Origin of the sequence: Flavobacterium praedii (genome assembly GCF_026810365.1) — a bacterium.
In the GTDB taxonomy this organism is placed as follows: Bacteria; Bacteroidota; Bacteroidia; order Flavobacteriales; family Flavobacteriaceae; genus Flavobacterium; species Flavobacterium praedii.
The window spans coordinates 3,043,278-3,061,377 of record NZ_CP113948.1; the positions used below are offsets into that span (position 1 = coordinate 3,043,278).

The 18,100-nt window shown below is 33.8% G+C and carries 16 protein-coding genes; 6 read left to right on the top strand and 10 right to left on the bottom strand.

The window, feature by feature from the left end; translation table 11 throughout:
• Positions 1 to 194 precede the first annotated feature (194 nt).
• Positions 195 to 2,111 carry a M1 family metallopeptidase gene (locus tag OYT91_RS12945; protein ID WP_281238297.1) on the top strand — a complete coding sequence of 639 codons (1,917 nt, stop codon included), beginning with the start codon at positions 195 to 197 and terminating at the stop codon, positions 2,109 to 2,111.
• Between the two features lie 108 nt (positions 2,112 to 2,219).
• Here the strand turns inward: OYT91_RS12945 and OYT91_RS12950 are convergent, their stop codons facing one another.
• The 3 genes from OYT91_RS12950 to OYT91_RS12960 form a co-directional block, all read right to left on the bottom strand.
• The gene (locus OYT91_RS12950) at positions 2,220 to 2,759 is read right to left on the bottom strand and encodes a DMP19 family protein (RefSeq protein WP_281238298.1); all 540 of its coding nucleotides are present in this window, start codon (positions 2,757 to 2,759) and stop codon (positions 2,220 to 2,222) included.
• 130 nt (positions 2,760 to 2,889) lie between these two features.
• Positions 2,890 to 3,039 (bottom strand): hypothetical protein, encoded by a 150-nt coding sequence (locus tag OYT91_RS12955; protein WP_281238299.1) that lies wholly within the window; start codon positions 3,037 to 3,039, stop codon positions 2,890 to 2,892.
• A gap of 288 nt (positions 3,040 to 3,327) precedes the next feature.
• Positions 3,328 to 3,747 (bottom strand): lipocalin family protein, encoded by a 420-nt coding sequence (locus OYT91_RS12960; protein WP_281238300.1) that lies wholly within the window; start codon positions 3,745 to 3,747, stop codon positions 3,328 to 3,330.
• Positions 3,748 to 4,049: 302 nt separating this feature from the next.
• On the opposite strand from OYT91_RS12960, the gene metG reads away from it, so the two are divergent.
• The 4 genes from metG to OYT91_RS12980 all read left to right on the top strand — a co-directional run bounded on the left by metG (position 4,050) and on the right by OYT91_RS12980 (position 9,140).
• Positions 4,050 to 6,137: a methionine--tRNA ligase gene (gene metG, locus OYT91_RS12965; protein ID WP_281238301.1), complete on the top strand. Its 2,088-nt coding sequence runs from the start codon at positions 4,050 to 4,052 to the stop codon at positions 6,135 to 6,137.
• 77 nt (positions 6,138 to 6,214) lie between these two features.
• Complete coding sequence (locus OYT91_RS12970; RefSeq protein WP_269224466.1) at positions 6,215 to 6,904, top strand: HAD family hydrolase; 690 nt, start codon at positions 6,215 to 6,217, stop codon at positions 6,902 to 6,904.
• Positions 6,905 to 7,038: 134 nt separating this feature from the next.
• Positions 7,039 to 7,668: a chloramphenicol acetyltransferase gene (locus OYT91_RS12975; RefSeq protein ID WP_269224465.1), complete on the top strand. Its 630-nt coding sequence runs from the start codon at positions 7,039 to 7,041 to the stop codon at positions 7,666 to 7,668.
• Between the two features lie 53 nt (positions 7,669 to 7,721).
• Positions 7,722 to 9,140: a hypothetical protein gene (locus tag OYT91_RS12980; RefSeq protein WP_281238302.1), complete on the top strand. Its 1,419-nt coding sequence runs from the start codon at positions 7,722 to 7,724 to the stop codon at positions 9,138 to 9,140.
• Positions 9,141 to 9,204: 64 nt separating this feature from the next.
• Here OYT91_RS12980 and OYT91_RS12985 read toward each other — a convergent pair whose 3' ends face one another.
• The 7 genes from OYT91_RS12985 to OYT91_RS13015 form a co-directional block, all read right to left on the bottom strand.
• Positions 9,205 to 12,033, bottom strand: a complete 2,829-nt coding sequence (locus tag OYT91_RS12985; protein WP_281238303.1) for a M16 family metallopeptidase — start codon at positions 12,031 to 12,033, stop codon at positions 9,205 to 9,207.
• Between the two features lie 189 nt (positions 12,034 to 12,222).
• Positions 12,223 to 13,764, bottom strand: coding sequence for a hypothetical protein (locus OYT91_RS12990; protein WP_281238304.1), 1,542 nt, complete (start codon positions 13,762 to 13,764; stop codon positions 12,223 to 12,225).
• A gap of 429 nt (positions 13,765 to 14,193) precedes the next feature.
• Positions 14,194 to 14,931 carry a hypothetical protein gene (locus tag OYT91_RS12995; RefSeq protein WP_281238305.1) on the bottom strand — a complete coding sequence of 246 codons (738 nt, stop codon included), beginning with the start codon at positions 14,929 to 14,931 and terminating at the stop codon, positions 14,194 to 14,196.
• A gap of 253 nt (positions 14,932 to 15,184) precedes the next feature.
• A complete protein-coding gene (locus OYT91_RS13000; RefSeq protein ID WP_281238306.1) occupies positions 15,185 to 15,766 on the bottom strand; it encodes an LOG family protein in 582 nt (193 codons plus the stop codon).
• 194 nt (positions 15,767 to 15,960) lie between these two features.
• Positions 15,961 to 16,488 carry a hypothetical protein gene (locus OYT91_RS13005; protein WP_281238307.1) on the bottom strand — a complete coding sequence of 176 codons (528 nt, stop codon included), beginning with the start codon at positions 16,486 to 16,488 and terminating at the stop codon, positions 15,961 to 15,963.
• Between the two features lie 205 nt (positions 16,489 to 16,693).
• Complete coding sequence (locus tag OYT91_RS13010; RefSeq protein ID WP_281238308.1) at positions 16,694 to 17,107, bottom strand: type II toxin-antitoxin system VapC family toxin; 414 nt, start codon at positions 17,105 to 17,107, stop codon at positions 16,694 to 16,696.
• On the bottom strand, positions 17,104 to 17,352 hold the full coding sequence (locus tag OYT91_RS13015; RefSeq protein ID WP_269224458.1) for a DUF6364 family protein: 249 nt from the start codon (positions 17,350 to 17,352) through the stop codon (positions 17,104 to 17,106). Before OYT91_RS13015 ends, OYT91_RS13010 begins: the two co-directional genes overlap by 4 nt.
• Positions 17,353 to 17,642: 290 nt before the next feature.
• Between OYT91_RS13015 and OYT91_RS13020 the strand changes: the two genes are divergently transcribed.
• Positions 17,643 to 18,044: a hypothetical protein gene (locus OYT91_RS13020; protein ID WP_281238309.1), complete on the top strand. Its 402-nt coding sequence runs from the start codon at positions 17,643 to 17,645 to the stop codon at positions 18,042 to 18,044.
• Positions 18,045 to 18,100: the final 56 nt, after the last annotated feature.

Below are 18,100 nucleotides of genomic sequence, written 5' to 3' on the forward strand. Positions count from 1 at the left end.
AAGCCAACTGAGAAATCAGCTGGCTTTTTTTTATGTAAAAAACCGAATTTCAACTTAACTGGGAATTATTTTCATTCGAACTATAAATTGTTTTATTACATATCCTTTGCTAACCCATTTAGAAAAGAGAGAGTAAATTGAATTAGTACGTATTTCGAAATGGTATTACTATATTTGTGTCTAATCTATTCCAAATGAAAGCAACTTTTCTCTATTTTCTACTCTTTACTGTTTTTCTAGTTTCGGCTCAAAAAAACGATCTTCAATTGGATGAAATTGCACATTCTGAAATGAAAATGGCTAGTAAAAAATTGAATTTATTAGTCAATCCCAATACTCAAAATTATGACATTACTTATCATGAACTTCGCTTTAGTGTAGATCCTGCCAATTATTACATTTCTGGGGTTGTAACTACTACTTTTACAGCATTATCAGATCTTTCAACAGTTACATTTGACTTAACCAATCAATTGACAGTAAATAGTGTTACCCAAAATGGAATCCCGTTGATGTTTGCACAAAACAGCAACAATGAATTGGTTATTACTTTACCAAGTGTACTTACCTCAAATACTCCCGCAACAGTTGTCATATCTTATTCTGGTGCTCCCGCAAATGGAGAACAGGCCTTTACCACATCAATACATAATGGCTCGCCTGTTTTATACACTTTATCCGAACCTTATGGCGCCCGTGATTGGTGGCCGTGCAAACAGGATTTGAATGATAAAGTAGACGCTATTGATATTTATATAACTGCTCCTTCCCAATATGTAAGCGTGGCAAATGGTATTGAACCAGAAGCACCTGTGATTAATGGCATTAATAAAACAACACACTTTCATCATAACTACCCAATACCTGCCTATTTAATTGCTATTGCCGCAACCAATTACAGCATATACAATCAAACGGGTGGTACTATTCCCAACCAATATCCCATTATTAACTACATCTATCCAGAGACTCTAGCATCGGTACAAACACAATTGGATCAAACACCTTTGATACTAAATTTGTATGAAAGCCTCTTTGAAATCTATCCTTTTCACAACGAAAAATACGGTCACGCCCAATTTGGATGGGGCGGCGGAATGGAGCATACCACGGTTTCGTTTATGAATAGTTTTGGTCGAAGCCTCATCGCTCACGAAATGGCACATCAATGGTTTGGTGACAAAATCACTTGTGGCAGCTGGAAAGACATTTGGCTCAACGAAGGTTTTACTACTTATGTTGCGGCTCTGGTCATCGAAAACTTTGATGGACAAGCGGCTTTTGTAACCGAAAAATCCAAAATGATTAGTAACATAACTTCCCAAACCAATGGAGCAGTATACTTGACAGATGCACAACTCACAGATGTCAATCGGATTTTTAGCTCAAGATTAACCTATAATAAAGGAGCGATGGTACTGAATATGCTCCGTTTCAAAATGGGAGATGCTCTATTTTTTCAAGGAGTAAAAAATTATTTAAAAGATGTAAATTTAGCCTACAAATATGCCAAAACTCCCGATTTACAATCGCATTTGGAAGTGGTTTATGGCAGTAGTTTGACCGAATTCTTTAATGATTGGATCTACAATCAGGGCTATCCCATTTATACAATATCAGGTCAAAATATAGGAGGCGGTCAAGCCAAATTTACTATCAATCAAACGCAATCGGACGCTTCAGTATCGTTTTTTGAAATGCCCGTACCCATTCGTGTTTTTGGATCGGGTGGTCAACAATTGGATTTGGTTTTGAATAACACCGTGAATGGAGAAAATTTTATTGAAAACGTTCCATTTACTATTTCTAGTATCACTTTCGATCCAAATAAAAATATCATTTCAAAAGGAAATACGGTAACCTTAGGAAACGAAAACTTTGAATTGAATGCTTTACAATTGTACACGAACCCATCCAATACAATTTTGAATCTAGCTTTACCAACAGGAATAATCCTAGAGAAAACGGTCTTTTATAATGTAACTGGACAAAAAATAATGACAAGTAATTCGGCAACTTCATGGGATATTAGTTCTTGGTCAACGGGCGTCTATTTTATAAAAATCAACACCGATTCGGGCTCTAAGAAATTGAAGTTTGTGAAGAATTAAGCGTTACAAAAAGACGCGCAAAAGTGACACAACCATTAGCAAAGTTTTTTTTAATTTTCTTCGTGTGTCTTTGTGGTTTTCTTTGCGTGACTTTGCGATACAACTAAACTATTCCCTTTTAATTTCATGACCCACAAATTCTTCCAAAGCAGCAAACATATCATCTACCGAAAGCACTTCGAAATCAGGATGGGATTTTAGAAAATTGGCATTCAAAGTAACTAGGTTTTCTTCGATTTCAAAAAAAGTGTCGTTAATAAGCAAATCTCTAATAGGATTTACACCTTCTAACTTTCCTTTCAGAAATTTATTGAGCTTTACACTGCTCATTAGTTTTACTTTCTTGCTTTGCTGTTTGAATAATTCCAAATGCTTTTCGGCACCAATTAATGCCAAACCTTCTTCCAGCAATTCATTTAATTCATTGTTCCAACCCGAATGGTGTACAAATTGAGCAAAATTTCCGGCGACATATTGTGAGTAATAATAGTCCAAATAATAACTCATCAGCGCATCTTCATGAATTAATTCATCTTTCACCCCTTCCTCACGCATTAGGTTGATCACCGAGATATTAGAGTGAATCACATCTTGAGCATTTTCACTGTTGAAGGCCGTTTCCGAAACTATTATTCTACCGAATTCCATAGGATTTTGTTTTTTGAATATTTGCTGCAAATTTCCGTTAAATAAAAACAGAAAAGAAATTTTCTTTAGACTTTGTAACCTTTGTCAATCCCGATAATTATCGGGATGAACTTTGACAAAGGTGTTGGTACTATTCTTTTTTCTGATTCATTCTTGCGACCAATGCTTTCAAACGCAATGCTTGGGCTTTTTTCTCTTCTTGAAGTTTAGCCTTTTTTCTATTAAGCAATTTGGTATGCAAAGCCTTGTTTTTGGTATTTTTTTCGGGTCCTTTTGCCATGATTCAGATCTTCTATAATTCAGGTTACAAATATAAACAAATGAATAGATTAGATCATTACGAAACCGTTCTGAAACCCCAAAAGCCTAGCCCCGATAGTAGTGAAAATCCTTTCTATTTTTTCTTTAAAAATAGAAAGATTGCAACGGATAGCGGGAAATAGCTTCTAATAAACACCATTTTCATTCTTAACAATTCAATCCATAAAAAAACGGAAATGACTTTTAAAATCATTTCCGTTTCTTACTATTTCTCAAAAAAACTTTATCCAACACCAGAATAAAGGAATTATCTGATGTAAACTGAGATAGCGTTGCCTTGTCTTAACTTCAAATCGGTAAGTGTAAGATTAACAATATCATAAGTTGTAGTCACTCCATTTATAACCGTTGTTAATTTACTATCTGGTCTAGAATATGTTCCTGACACAGTTGTTAGAGCACATGGGCTAACAGCAGAATCATAATCTCCAGATGTTAATGTATTATCAATCTTTAGATTAAGATAATCATGATCACAACCGCTCGTGTTTTGTGGCGGATCTACCAATGTTTCAATACCATTAATATTGGTACCCACTTTGACAATACTCCATTTTCCAGTTATTGGTGTTATCGTATCTCCTTTGTTTTCATCATTAGAATTACAAGACGTTGCAAATAATCCGATACTTAATGCTAATGCAAATAATATGCTTCTAGTTTTCATGCTCTATTTATTTATAATTAATAATGGCTAAATTAGTTTTAGAGTGTATGAAAACTGTTATATAATTATTGATATAGTTTGCATTATTATTTCGAGAATTTAGAAATTACCACTCTCTCCAGTGAATAAAAATGACTTTTGTTCTTTCTCTAAAAAGAAAAAGATTACCTCATATAATTTTATAAAACTAAGAGTTCAGTAAATATATTTGCAACGGATAGCAGGATTAGCTCCTAATCCTTCGATTTCGCTCAGTATGACAATAAATAATTGCTTATTTTTGCAACAAATTAAACTGAATTATGTTACAGAATCCAAAAAGATATACGATTACAGCGGCATTGCCTTATACGAACGGGCCTATACACATTGGTCATTTGGCAGGGGTTTATGTGCCTTCGGACATTTATTCACGCTATTTGCGTTTACAGGGAAGAGACGTTTTGTTCGTTTGCGGAAGCGATGAACACGGTGTTGCGATTTCGATGAAAGCAAAAAAAGAAGGGATTACGCCACAGGAAGTAATTGATAAATACGATGGAATTATTAGAAAATCATTCTCTGATTTCGGAATTTCATTTGACAATTATTCCAGAACTTCGGCAAAAATTCATCACGATACCGCTTCGGAATTTTTTAGAACGCTATATGATAAAGGTGATTTTATTGAAGAAGTAACTGAGCAATTGTACGACGCCAAAGCGGATCAATTTTTGGCAGACCGTTTTGTGGTGGGAACTTGCCCTAAATGTGGCAACGAAGAAGCCTATGGAGATCAATGCGAAAAATGTGGTTCTACGCTAAATGCAACCGACTTAATCAACCCAAAATCGACTATTACGGGTGAAACTCCTATATTGAAATCAACGAAACACTGGTTTTTACCTTTGGATCGTTATTCAGACTTTTTGAATGAATGGATACTTGTTGGACATAAAAACGACTGGAAACCGAATGTTTACGGACAAGTAAAATCTTGGATTGATGGTGGATTGGAGCCTCGTGCGGTAACCCGTGATTTGGATTGGGGAATTGACGTGCCAGTTGAAGGTGCCGAAGGAAAAAAATTATACGTGTGGTTTGATGCGCCAATTGGCTACATCTCATCGACCAAAGAATGGGCAGAGCGCGAAGGAAAAGAGTGGGAACCGTATTGGAAAGATCAAGATACGAAGCTGGTTCACTTCATTGGGAAAGACAATATTGTTTTTCACTGTGTGATTTTCCCAGCGATGCTAAAAGCCGAAGGAAGTTATATTTTGCCAGACAATGTTCCTGCAAATGAGTTCTTAAACTTGGAAGGAAACAAATTGTCGACTTCTAAAAACTGGGCCGTTTGGTTGCACGAATATTTAGAAGAATTTCCAAACCAACAGGATGTTTTGCGTTATGCATTAACATCAAACGCACCTGAGACTAAAGACAATGATTTTACTTGGAAAGATTTTCAGGCGAGAAATAACAATGAATTAGTAGCGATTTATGGTAATTTCATTAATCGTGTAGTGGTTTTGACCAACAAATATTATGAAGGTATCGTACCTCAACCAAGCCCCCTAACCCCCGAAGGGGGAACTCCTAGCTTCACGGATTATGACAATGAAGTATTAACCGAGTTGAAAGCCTATCCAGCCGTGATTTCGAGTTCATTGGAAAGATACAGATTCCGTGAAGCTTTGGGCGAAATGATGAATGTAGCCCGTTTAGGAAACAAATATTTGGCAGACGAAGAGCCTTGGAAAATGGTCAAAACCGATCCAGCTCGCGTACAAACCCAAATGTATGTAGCCTTGCAAATTGCCGCAGCATTGAGTTCACTTTGTGAGCCTTTCTTGCCATTTACAGCGACAAAATTATCACGAATCTTAAAAATTGAATCGCCATTAGACTGGAAAACGATTACAGACAGTTCTGATTTATTGCCTGCGGGTCACCAAATTGGAGAAGCTGAATTATTGTTCTCTAAAATTGAGGACGAGGAAATTCAGAAACAAATAGACAAATTGGAAGCAACAAAAACTGCCAACAAAGCCGAGAATAAAGTTGCAGAACCTCAGAAAGACTTAATTCAGTTTGAGGATTTTGCCAAAATGGATATCCGTGTAGGAACCATTCTGGAAGCGGAGAAAATGCCAAAAGCCAACAAACTTTTGATTTTGAAAGTGGACACTGGAATTGATGTTCGTACTATTGTTTCGGGAATCGCAGAGAGTTTTAAACCCGAAGATATCGTTGGAAAACGCGTAACGGTTCTTGTGAATTTAGCCCCAAGAAATCTTCGCGGTGTAGAAAGTCAAGGAATGATTTTGATGACCACCAATGCCGAAGGAAAACTGGTTTTCGTAAATCCTGATGCAGATGGTGTTGGGAATGGGGAGACGATAAATTAAAAAAATACATCACAACCCTTTCAGAGTTAAAAACTCTGAAAGGGTTAAATACTCTGAAAGGGTTAAATACAACTAAAATGAACCTAAAAGTAATTGCTTTCGACGCCGATGACACCTTGTGGATCAACGAAACGTATTTTGATGAAACCGAGAAAAAATTCTGTGGTTTGATGGAAGATTACTTGTCACATCAGGGAATTTCGAAGGAACTTTTTAAAATTGAAATCGATAATCTCAAATTGTACGGTTACGGAATCAAAGGCTATATTCTTTCGATGATCGAGGCGGCGATGAAAATTTCGAACAATACCATTCCGATTGAAATAATTGAAAAAATTATTCAGTATGGAAAAGAGTTGTTAGAAAAACCGGTGATTTTATTAGACGGCGTTGAGGAAACTCTACAAGCCTTACATGGGAAATACAAATTGGTCGTTGCCACCAAAGGCGATTTATTGGACCAACGCCGAAAACTGCACAATTCGGGTTTGGGGCATTATTTTCATCATATTGAGGTGATGTCAGACAAGCAAGAAGTAGATTATTCGGATTTGATCAAACGCTTGGAGATTCAATCAAAGGAATTTTTTATGATTGGAAATTCTTTAAAATCAGATGTTTTACCTGTTTTGGCAATTGGCGGATACGCAGTACATATTCCGTTTCACACCACTTGGGCTCATGAAAAAATTGACCATAAAGTAGAACATAAAAACTTTCAGGCCTTCGAAAAAATAACAGAAGTCTTACAATTATTAGACGTTTAAAAATCGTTTTTTTAATCTTTTGAACCTAGTTAAAATGCTTTTTATTTAGTATTTTAGCTAGGTTTTAAATTTAGGCCTATTTCGGTAAAAAAGTTTGCACAACTATCCCATTGAACTCAAATAAACACTAAAAAATGAAAACGATTTTAGACCTAGACAATTGGAATAGAAAAGAACATTTCCTTTTCTTTAAACAAATGCAAGAACCTTTCTTTGGTGTTACAGTTGATATAGATTGTTCGAAAGCATACATAAATTCTAAATTTTTAAACACTTCCTTTTTTATTTATTATTTACACAAAACCCTAACCGCCGTCAATGCTTTTGAGAATTTTAGATACCGAATTTTAAATACCCATGTCTACATTCATGATCGAATTGATGGATCAGCAACCATAAGTAGGGCTGATGGTACTTTTGGATTCTCTTTAATTGAATACCATCCCGATTATCAAATTTTTGAAGAAACCGCATTGGCAGAAATTGAACGCATTCAAAATACAACTGGTTTATTTACCCGTGAATTTAATGGTGAAAACCTGATTCACTTTTCGGCCATACCTTGGTTAAAATTCACATCCCTTTCTCACGCTCGCAGCATGACTTTCCCAGACAGTTGCCCAAAAATATCTTTTGGTAAAATGACAATTGACCAAAATGGCAAAAGAACCATGCCGATGTCTATTCATGTGCATCATGGATTGATGGATGCCATGCATGTAGGGCAAATGGTAGATTATTTCCAAGAAATAATGAATCAATAAATTCTATTGATAGAAATGGAATCCCTATTTTTGGATCTATTTTAAACGAACTTATGAAGAAAATCATTCTTTTTTTGATTCTAAGCCAATACAACCTGCTATTTAGCCAAACTATATTGGCCACTTATCCATTGGAACTCAAAAAATCCAAAGAATACAAACAAATTGTAAATGCCGAAAATACAAGTACACACGATGTATTTGTGTTTGCTTCCGACAAAGAAACGGTTACGATCCTAAAGTACAATAGCGCTTTGTTTCTTACCCATCAATATTCGCTTCCAAGACCCGATTTAACCTATAAACTAATAACAGGTTATAGTTTTAATGCCGAAGGAAACCCTACTCTTTATTGGTCATCTGAAGATTTAAAAAAAATAATGGCCGTACAATATGATCTCAATTCTAAAACCACTGTGGCAATTTTGAATTATGACCTTCCTTTTCACAAGGAATCGATTGTCTGCCAATTTCAAGAGAACAATACTTTTTATATCCTTTCGGAAAAAGATTCAGAACAAAAAATGGTTCTGTATGTTTTTGAAGATGGTAAAAAAGAAGAAAAAATACTGGATTTCACTTCTTTTAAATTTCAAAATAAGAATACCGAAGTCTTAACAATGAATCAGATACTAGAAGTTTGTCCCATTGAAAAAATGGAAACCAATCAGTTCAATCCATTGTTCAAAGGCACTCAAAAAACAAAACTGTATGTTTTGAAAAACCGATTACTCCTCACTTTTGATCATAATTTTAAGGAAACTCAAACCTTTGATATTGATTTAACCACTTTTTTAATTCAGGAAAAAAGGTTTTTGAAACCAGCCACCAAAAAACAAACAGGAGTGTCTAATTCGTTTTATCACGAAAAAAAAATGTATCAAATTACCGCCAACGAAGATGAATTACTTTTTGAGATAAAGAAATATCAATCTGGCGAGAGTATTAAAAGCATTACTGTTTCAAAAACAGATACTATTTCCTTTAAAAACTCGCGTTTATGGATTCAAATGAATGGCCAAAAACCAAGAGAACTAAAAAACACAGCTAAGTTCCTGCAACGAATGTTGTTTTTGAATGTTGGATTATCGGTTTACAAAACGCCTAAAGCTATTTTAATTACACTAGGAGGAACAAACGACGGTCAAAGCAATTACGACCTCTCAACAGGAATTAACGCCGCTATATCAGGTAATTTTACCGATGTTGCTTATGACTTGCTAAATTATTCTGGCCCAACAACAGTTTATTTTGAAAGTGTATTCGACAAAAAGCTAGAACATAGCGCACAAGAACAAGATCCGCTTGCTGTAGATTTTATTTCTCGTTTTGAGGAAGAGCATTCAGAAGTAAGTTTACCAAGTATCATCAGATTCAAAAACTATTACATTTTGGGATATTATGATTCCTACGCCAAACAGTATACTATGCGGAAATTTACAGATGGTTTTGATCGTTTGAATACTTTCTAAAAAAAGGCTGTTCGAAAAACACTTTCCGCACAGCCTTTTTTTTGTATTCTAATCAACAATCTATTTAGTTCTTCGGATTTAACACTATCGGTTTCCCAAAACCTAATTCTTCTAATTTTTGCAATTGCGTTGCTGCATCGCCCACTACCAGATAAATCATTTGATTGGCATCAAGATATTTTTCAGCCAATTTTTTTATATCCGAAACGGTTGTGTTTTTGGTTTCAATTTCTTGCTTTTGAACATAATTGTTTGGATAGTTGTAATTGCATATTTCGTTTAACATACTAAGCTTAGCATCCAAAGTTTCAAAAGCGCGTGCATTACTCTTAATCAAATATCCTTGAGTAATTTCTAAATCATTGGCATTAAAATTTTTGCCATAATTCTCTAGAATTGTTTTTATTAATTGAAGTGCTTCAAAAGTAATATTGGTACGCACATTGCTATTTATTGAAAATAGCGCTTTATTTGCAGTACCATCAAAACTGGAACTAATACCATACGTATAACCTTTTTCCTCTCGCAATTGCTGTAACAGTTGAGAGGCAAATCCGCCACCACCTAATCGATAATTCAATACATTGGCTAAATGATATTCGGAATCAGTAGCCTTCAATGCAACAGATCCTATTCGAACTGCTGATTGTTTGGCGCCAGGAACATCATAAAAATACACAACAGACTTCGTTGGTTTGGCTGGCATCACAGGAGAAGGAATTGTTACTTTTTTTGTAGCCCAGTTTTTATTCAAATGGTCTAAAGCAGCCAAAACATTTTTCATAGGAACAGCACCCACAATTTGAAAATTAGTAACTGAGGGAGAAAGATTTTTATTGTAAAAATCCTTTAAATCTTCGATTGTAATGGTACCAACAGTTTGTTCTGTTCCCATTAGAGCATTCGAAAATGGACTTTCTGAACCAAAAACTAATTTTCGGAATTGATTTCTGGCAATACTATTCGGATCAGCATTTTGCTCCTTAATTTGACTTAAAGTACTTTGTTTAATCAAATCAAATTCCGTTTGATCCCAACGAGGCTGCGTAATAATCTCATCTACTAATTGCATCGTTTTTTCAAAATTTTTCGCCAATGAAGTACCTGAAATTACAATATCTTCATCGGTAGCATTCACATTAATGGTTGCTCCTAAAATTGCAATAGCATTTTCTAATTCTTGTGCCGTTTTGTTTTGGGTTCCTTTGGTCATCAAATCGGCCAAAAGATTTGAAACACCTATTTTATCTTTATTCTCAAGTAGTAAAGCCCCTTTTAATTGCATCTGAAACTGAACCAAAGGAACTTCGTTATTCTCTATTCCATAAAGTTGAATCCCTGAAGAGAGTTGCTTTTTCCAAACAGCTGGCGCTTTTACAGTGGGATTTTCTCCATAAGGCGGTTCTTGACTGCGATCAAAACTAGAGGGTGTCTTTGGATAGCTTGCTTTTACACTTGCATCAAATGAATCTTCTTTATCGGCTGTAATTTTCTCTTCTACGATGTCAGCCAATATAGCGTTTTGCAATACTAAATGGGTTTGGTTTTTTGGAACAAAACTAGATGCCACAAAATATTTTCCTTTGATGTATTTTTGATACACTCGCATCACATCTTCAATTTTAACTGACTGAATGTTCTTGATATCCTGATTAATAAAACTTGGCGATCCGGTATAAATGGTATATTGTGCCAGTTGAAATCCTTTACCCAAAACACTGGACAGATTGGTATAAAAATCGGTTTCTTGTTTGGCTTTAATACGATCCAGATCTTCTTGAGAAATGCCTTCCTTTTCGAATCTTGAGAAACCTTCTTCAATACCATTTAAAACTAAATTTAAATCTTTATTTTCGAAAGCACGAACACTAAGCATATATTGCCCCGCTATTTCTGAATTGTACTGGTATAATGATACTTTATCTGTCAATTTTTTATCTTCTACCAAAACTTGATACAAAGGCGCCTTTTTTCCTTTAGACAAATAAGTTGCCAATACTTCTAAAGCATAACTATCCGGATGAAATTCGTAAACAGTAGGCCAAGCCAATGTTAATTGTGGTAAGCGAGCAAAATTATCTTCATAATAATACTTTTTGGTTGCTGACAAAACAACTTCTTGTTTAGCAACTTTCGGAATTTCGTTTCCACGTTTGATTTCTCCAAAATATTTTTCAATCCAGATTTTGGCTTGTTTCACATCAAAATCACCCGCAATTGTAAGTGTTACATTATTTGGCACATACCATTTATTGTAAAAACTCTTAACGTCTTCTATAGTAGCATTTTGCAAATCTTCCAAAGAACCGATAACTTCCCAATTATAGGGATGAGTTGTAGGGTATAAATTTTTATTGATTACCGCAAAATTGTGTCCATAAGGTCGGTTGTCATAGGATTGTCTTTTTTCGTTTTTTACAACTTGCTTTTCTTTGGATAAAACAGGTTCTGTAACTGTATTGATAAAAAAGCCTAATTTATCGGCTTCGGCCCAAATCATTTTTTCTAAAGCGTCATTTGGAACGGTTTGAAAATAATTGGTTCGATCTCTACTTGTAGAACCATTGGCTCCTTCACCACCGATTTTGGCACTCATTTTATCCAATCCACCTTTACCGAGGTTTTCGGATTCTAAAAAAAGTAAATGTTCAAACAAATGAGCAAAACCAGTTCTTCCCGGAATTTCCCTAGCAGAACCCACATGACTGGTAAGCGCCACAGCGACCACTGGATCTGACTTGTCAATATGTAAAATAACATGCAAACCATTGTTTAATGAATATTCTTCAAAAGGAACTTCAAATTCAGATTTTAAATTCGGTTTGTTTTGGGCTTGAATATTAGAAATACTCAAAAGAAGCATTGGAAGTAGAAGGCAGAAGGTTGATTTCATTTAAATTAACACTAATTAGATTGTAGCTTTTTTAGGAATCTAAGATAAGTATTAAACCTAATTTTTGCATAAGAAATCTACTTTATCTGGATTCTAAGGCTGAATCTGGGTTAAAATGAATTTCGATTGTAAAAAAATATGGATTGTAAAAAAGAATTTACAATCCATATTCATCTAATCAACAGTATATTAATTCTCGCTAAATGTTGCTATTTGTTGCAAATGTTGCTCAATTTGGTATTTATTGAAGTTATTCCATTTTGGAGGAAAATTATTTTTTTGTCCACACATCAAATCCAAGCACACATTATTGTCTTTGTATTTGTGATGTAAAACTTCTACTATTTTAAAGAAAAATTCATCCAACAATAGGATTGCTTCAAATTCAGCTTTTAGAACCGTATAATTAGTTTGTGATGCATCTATCAGCTGCAATAAATCAATAACTTCTTTCTTCTCGTCTGCATTAATTTCTGTCAAGTATCCGTATTTTAAGCTTTTGAAAACCAAATTATTCCACACCACACTATCATGACCCCAAGTTACATTGGGTAAATTCAATGCATGCTCACAGATTAAAATAATGGCAAAAAGCACATCGTTTAAATAACTCGCTGGAAATTCATCAAAACTTCTAAACTCAAAACCGCTTTGATACATTTTTTCCTGATTAAAATCAAGTCCCACTTCGGCAAGCAATTCATATTCCATTTCCAATTCAATTTGATCGCGCCACCAAATATTATCTTCTTTTTCAAACTTTAGCAGTTTTCTAAAATCATCCACTTTGTAGGTTAAAATTTTCCCTTTCGGCATGGCTTTGTTATAAGTGCCCACACCAATGTAACGCGACATCGCATTGCGCATGGAACCCAAAGTGAATTTTTTGTTCAAATCATACTTCGTACTAATTACACCCATAATGTCAGGACTCCCTAAAGTAGTGATAAAGAAGGGCTCAAACCATTGCAGTAAATAGATAGCATTTGCATGTTTTTCCTCAAAATCTTTATAATCTACAATCCTGCTATGCTCTGTTATCGTTGGTAAAGTAATGTGAAAATGATAGGTTCCGTTATTGAACAAAACCAGATTTTCTTGATTGGTCATGAACATATTAAGTCCATTGTTATACTCTGGAAAATTCAATTTTTCTTTGATCAAAGCCGATTCATTGATAGTGTCTAGGAACAATTTTTTGGTTGCTTTCAATTCGTCACAAGACTCGGAAATAGTACGATTTTCAAAATATTTAGTTACAAATTCTATTGAATCACCATCAAAGTGTACCGATCCCATCGTTTTATTTCTTTGGGTAATCATACTTTGAATATTGTAAGGTTGGTCCTCAAGGAAAAGTTCCATAATTGATTTTCCTAGATATTCGGGATTTTCAAGAGGTTGTGCGCTCACCTCAGCAGTTTCTGTATCAACAAATGGTTTTACTGGCGACAACATTTTGTGCTGATAGTTGATATCTAATTTTTCTAGCGAATGACTATTAATCATTCGACTAACTTTGTAATTTTCATTTTTATAAAAAGCAGATTGCAACATTGGAGCTAAACTCTCCGGTTTGTAACATTTTCTATAATCAATACTGTATTTCTCAAAACCAATTTTTTCTTGTATAAACGCACCAGAAACTATAAGAGATTCTTCAAATTGCATGTAGGTTTCGTTTTCCAATCCAATTCCCCAATACTTTTTTTGTGTCTGATTGTCTTTCATTTATACTTTTTTCTTTTTTTTAAATGGTTGGTTCAAGATGTTGTTTTTTCAAAAAACAATTGCACTGACTTTAAAGCATACAAAAACAGGATTTTAGTGGATTAAGCACAATATTTGCCTCCATTAAAAAAGTCGTTTTTAACTTTTAAACTATAGGAATTGTATTTCAGTCTCAGAAATTATAACCTTATATCGACTGAATCTTTGGTGAAAATTGAAAATTTTAAAAAGAAGATTTAAAATTACTTTCGGCTTTAAACCCTTTTACACCAATAACTTAAGTAGATGAATAGTCAAAATAGTTTTTGGGCTATTCTTATTTTTTCTAAGTTGCGAAAGTAGTTCTTTATTACATCAATTCCAAGTACTTAATATACTGATAATCAATAAAAATGAAGACTGATAGTATAATCTTATTAATTACTTCGTTTAATCGTGGTAATAAAAAACATAAGAAGAATACAATTCGTCTTCCCACCAAGCTTCTTTTTCCTTCGAGAAGTAATTAAAATTCAGTTTTCCTGCTTGTGACTGCAAAGGATATCGCACAACTCCATTTTCTCGGTAGGCTTGGTGCAAAACCGATTCGGGGACTACAGGAACAATGTGGCCAGAGAGGCCTTTTATTTTTCTTTTGGCACAAATAATACCAACACCTCCATTGCTATTGACTTGTGATTGCATTTCATCTACGCTATACATTCTTTTCCAACCAAAACTAACTCCCCATTGCAAAAACCAATCATGAATGGCACTGGAGTAAATATGGTCTACGGTTTCTTCATAAATTACTGGCACTTCTTCTCCATTCAATATTTTTTGAAGTGCTTCCTCTGTCCACCAAATCGTTGGAACATACACTTTGGAAAAATAACAATAATCGAAAGTATAGACATTACAATAAGTATCTTCTATCGTTTTTTGATATCGAATACTTTTCTCAACATTTAGTTTTTCTATGAGTTTAAAATAACTTTCCTTTTTGGTTTCAGGATTGGTCAAATCTCTGAATGGAATAGTAGCATCATAAATTGGCTTCCATTTCATTTCCATAGAATCCAAACGTGACTCAGGATTGGGGGCAAAATTTGCTATACGAATTCGGTGATCCACTTTTTTGTTTTCAATAACAGAAACTATTGGTTCAGAAACGGTATCATTATTCATTATGATTGATTTTAATCCATTTTTATGGACTTCTTGGCTTTCGAAAACTACGAAATGACCCTTTAAAACGCCCACATTCAAAAATATTTTTCTAAAAATTTAAATGTAATCAAAAAAAACACAAGAGGAAATATAATTGTACTGTAAATCAATATTTTTTGTTTTATGCCTTTTTGGGAACAAGAAAACTATTGCAAAACCCGAAATGACAGCAAATGCATTAGATAGCTTTTATAATTTGATTAAAGGGATACTAAACATTTTCCTTGTTAATCCATTTTCCAACGTTTGGCGCAATATAGTTTTCCATTTTATCTAAAAGGTCTTCTATTGAATTGCTTACCAAAAGCATTTTTTGGTTTACTTCTTTCAAAAGCCCTTTGTCTACCATCATTTGTACAAAAATGAGTAAAGCATCATAATAACCATTAACGTTCAAAATGGCAATTGGTTTTTTATGCAGACCTAATTGTGCCCAAGTCAGCATTTCGAATAGCTCATCCAATGTACCAAAACCACCAGGCAAGGCTATTACACCATCACATAGGTCATTCATTTTGGTTTTTCGTTCATGCATGGTATCGACCAAAATTAATTGGGTGAGATTTGGGTGAGCGATTTCTTTGGAACCTAAAAAATTGGGTAACACTCCGATTGCTTTTCCGCCTTTGCTCAAAACACCATCGGCAACAGCTCCCATAAGTCCAACTTTGGCTCCGCCATATACTAATTCTATGTTTCGTTTGGCTAATGTTTCTCCAAGAAAAGTCGCTTGCAAAGTATAAATTTCTTCGGTTCCGGAACTGGAGCCACAAAATACGGTTATTCGTTTCATTGTTTTGTCGTAATTATTGATTTATTTATTGAATAAACATGCTTCATTTCATTAATAAAAGTAGTTTCGTATTAAATCAAAAGGTATTTCCGGATTTATGAAATTATTCCAAATATAAATCCATTTTCCCAGTAAGCCAATTGCCCAAATCCTATGTAGTCGCTTTTAACAAAGGTTTATTTTAGCCCTAATTTTTATTTCCAAAAATCATTTATTTTGCTAAATTGTTCTTCGTTACTACCTTGATTTTCATATTTATATAAATTATCCCAGTATAATTTTCCGCCAATTTTAACGAATACTTTATAATATCCTTTTGCAAGAGTACCTATGTCAATTTTAAAACTGTTTGAAGTTTGTCCGCTAATAGAAAAATTTGAATTTGAGATAATGGATTGTTCATTATACAAATTTGTACTCAAAACATTGTTGAAGTTTATTTCTTGATAAATTTTTTCTGGATTTGCTGATACAAACCAAACATCTGTAACATTTTCTTCTGCTAAAATATAAACGGATTCGTTTGCTGGATTTGGATAAAGTAAAAATTTATTATTCACTAAAACATTTGGGTTTCCAAGTTTTAATACTGTGCCGTCTTTGTCTTGTCTAAAATTAATTCCTGTGACTAAATTTATTGAATTCTTATCAGTTTGAACACCTGTTTCATCTTTGTTACAGCTTATTGCCAAGATAGAGATAAGGATAAAAAGTCTTTTCATATTAATTATATTTTTATTTCCCAGTTGCGGCAAAATGTATGCTAACGTTCTGGTTCAAAACTGGGTTTGGGACTAAATTAAACATTTTTCGAATTTGCCACGTGAGCGATAGCGAATAGACGAAGCAAATTATTCCAAATACAAAAACAACTTCCTATTAAAACTATTGCTCAAATCCGATTTAATAATTGTTGGTGGTTGTGCTTTATATTATGCTACTTAAATACTCCTCAGCTGTCATAATTGCAATTGTAGACTGCTTAAAGTCTTTTCCGTTTCTAGTTAAAATTATTGAACAGTTAGATTGTAAAGCAGAAAAATATTGAACAGCATCTTCAAAATCTTTAAAACTCGAATTCAGCGCTTTGTCTATTGTTTCTTCGTTAACCTCACAAACCTCACAGATTATTTTAAACTTTCGAAGTTTATTCAAAACAGATTCTGATGTTTCGTATTTATTTAAAACGTAATTTATTGTAGTGAATGAAAGAGGAGAGACAATTAGAGTAAGCTTTTTTTGATCTGCCAAAGTAGCAACCTTAGCAATTGAGTCAAAAAAAGGTACTCTTTCTCCCAACAAATCTAATATTACATAGGTATCTAAAAAAATTCTGCTCATTTGTACTTTTGATCTAAATAATCAGCACGTTCTTTTTTATAATCGTAATCGGCTGGAATTTTAATTCCTGAAGAAAGACTCTTTACAAACGGAGAAATTTGTAAGTCATTATTTGTTTGATCTGAAGTCAATGAATTAAGATAATTTTCTATAAGTCTGGATAAACTTAATTTTTTTTCAGATGCATAATGTTTCGCTTTTTCAATTATCTCTTGGTCTAGCTTTAAAGTGAGTTTAGTATCCATAATATAAAATATTTATACGTACAAATATATAAATTTTGAACGTAATCATTTATAGCGTTTCGATTTATTTTGCACTCTCTTCCAACTATTCTTTAAATACATTAAAAAACTCATACCCATTTTAAAACTTCATGTTCAATTTAGAACCAAAAAAATGATGCTATTTTTATTGAAATGAACGATTACAAAAAGAATTACTATGCATTCCTATGATTATCTTGAGCGCAAAAGCAATTTGTTTGGTTTCAAAAACTTAATTTTGCATTTCGATAATACCTAAAAATAAAATTATGTCGTTTCAACCTGTATTTGCTGAGTTTTGGGAAAAAGTAAAAGAAAGCATTGCTGATAAAACATACGCCAAACTGACTTTGGCCAAAACCATAGGCGATACTGAACTGAAAAATATTTATGTGCGTCCTGTTTTGAATGATGGTGTTTTTAGTCTTTCGGTTACGGCGCGCTACAAAACAGAAGAGATTGAAAGTTTTCATTCGCTTGACGAAGCTTTTATAGTATTGGCTCCTTATATGAACAATCCGTTTCTAACGGCACTTTTGTTCACCACCGAAAATGATATTACCTTCAAATTGAATAAAAAACGTGTGGGAAGTATAATCGAACAAGCGCCTACTTTTAAGAATGCTTCGGATGTGATTCTAGAAATGAAAGAAAAAGGAATTTCGATTTAAGAGCTACAAAATAGGAAAAAAATTCCACAGAGTTTCACAAAGAAAGAAACGCAAAG

What these genes read in the sequence shown, in the direction of transcription:
- OYT91_RS12945 (WP_281238297.1), top strand. Translation starts at nt 195, where the DNA reads ATGAAAGCAACTTTTCTCTATTTTCTACTCTTTACTGTTTTTCTAGTT.
- OYT91_RS12950 (WP_281238298.1), bottom strand. Translation starts at nt 2,759, where the DNA reads ATGGAATTCGGTAGAATAATAGTTTCGGAAACGGCCTTCAACAGTGAA.
- OYT91_RS12955 (WP_281238299.1), bottom strand. Translation starts at nt 3,039, where the DNA reads ATGGCAAAAGGACCCGAAAAAAATACCAAAAACAAGGCTTTGCATACC.
- OYT91_RS12960 (WP_281238300.1), bottom strand. Translation starts at nt 3,747, where the DNA reads ATGAAAACTAGAAGCATATTATTTGCATTAGCATTAAGTATCGGATTA.
- metG (WP_281238301.1), top strand. Translation starts at nt 4,050, where the DNA reads ATGTTACAGAATCCAAAAAGATATACGATTACAGCGGCATTGCCTTAT.
- OYT91_RS12970 (WP_269224466.1), top strand. Translation starts at nt 6,215, where the DNA reads ATGAACCTAAAAGTAATTGCTTTCGACGCCGATGACACCTTGTGGATC.
- OYT91_RS12975 (WP_269224465.1), top strand. Translation starts at nt 7,039, where the DNA reads ATGAAAACGATTTTAGACCTAGACAATTGGAATAGAAAAGAACATTTC.
- OYT91_RS12980 (WP_281238302.1), top strand. Translation starts at nt 7,722, where the DNA reads ATGAAGAAAATCATTCTTTTTTTGATTCTAAGCCAATACAACCTGCTA.
- OYT91_RS12985 (WP_281238303.1), bottom strand. Translation starts at nt 12,033, where the DNA reads ATGAAATCAACCTTCTGCCTTCTACTTCCAATGCTTCTTTTGAGTATT.
- OYT91_RS12990 (WP_281238304.1), bottom strand. Translation starts at nt 13,764, where the DNA reads ATGAAAGACAATCAGACACAAAAAAAGTATTGGGGAATTGGATTGGAA.
- OYT91_RS12995 (WP_281238305.1), bottom strand. Translation starts at nt 14,931, where the DNA reads ATGAATAATGATACCGTTTCTGAACCAATAGTTTCTGTTATTGAAAAC.
- OYT91_RS13000 (WP_281238306.1), bottom strand. Translation starts at nt 15,766, where the DNA reads ATGAAACGAATAACCGTATTTTGTGGCTCCAGTTCCGGAACCGAAGAA.
- OYT91_RS13005 (WP_281238307.1), bottom strand. Translation starts at nt 16,488, where the DNA reads ATGAAAAGACTTTTTATCCTTATCTCTATCTTGGCAATAAGCTGTAAC.
- OYT91_RS13010 (WP_281238308.1), bottom strand. Translation starts at nt 17,107, where the DNA reads ATGAGCAGAATTTTTTTAGATACCTATGTAATATTAGATTTGTTGGGA.
- OYT91_RS13015 (WP_269224458.1), bottom strand. Translation starts at nt 17,352, where the DNA reads ATGGATACTAAACTCACTTTAAAGCTAGACCAAGAGATAATTGAAAAA.
- OYT91_RS13020 (WP_281238309.1), top strand. Translation starts at nt 17,643, where the DNA reads ATGTCGTTTCAACCTGTATTTGCTGAGTTTTGGGAAAAAGTAAAAGAA.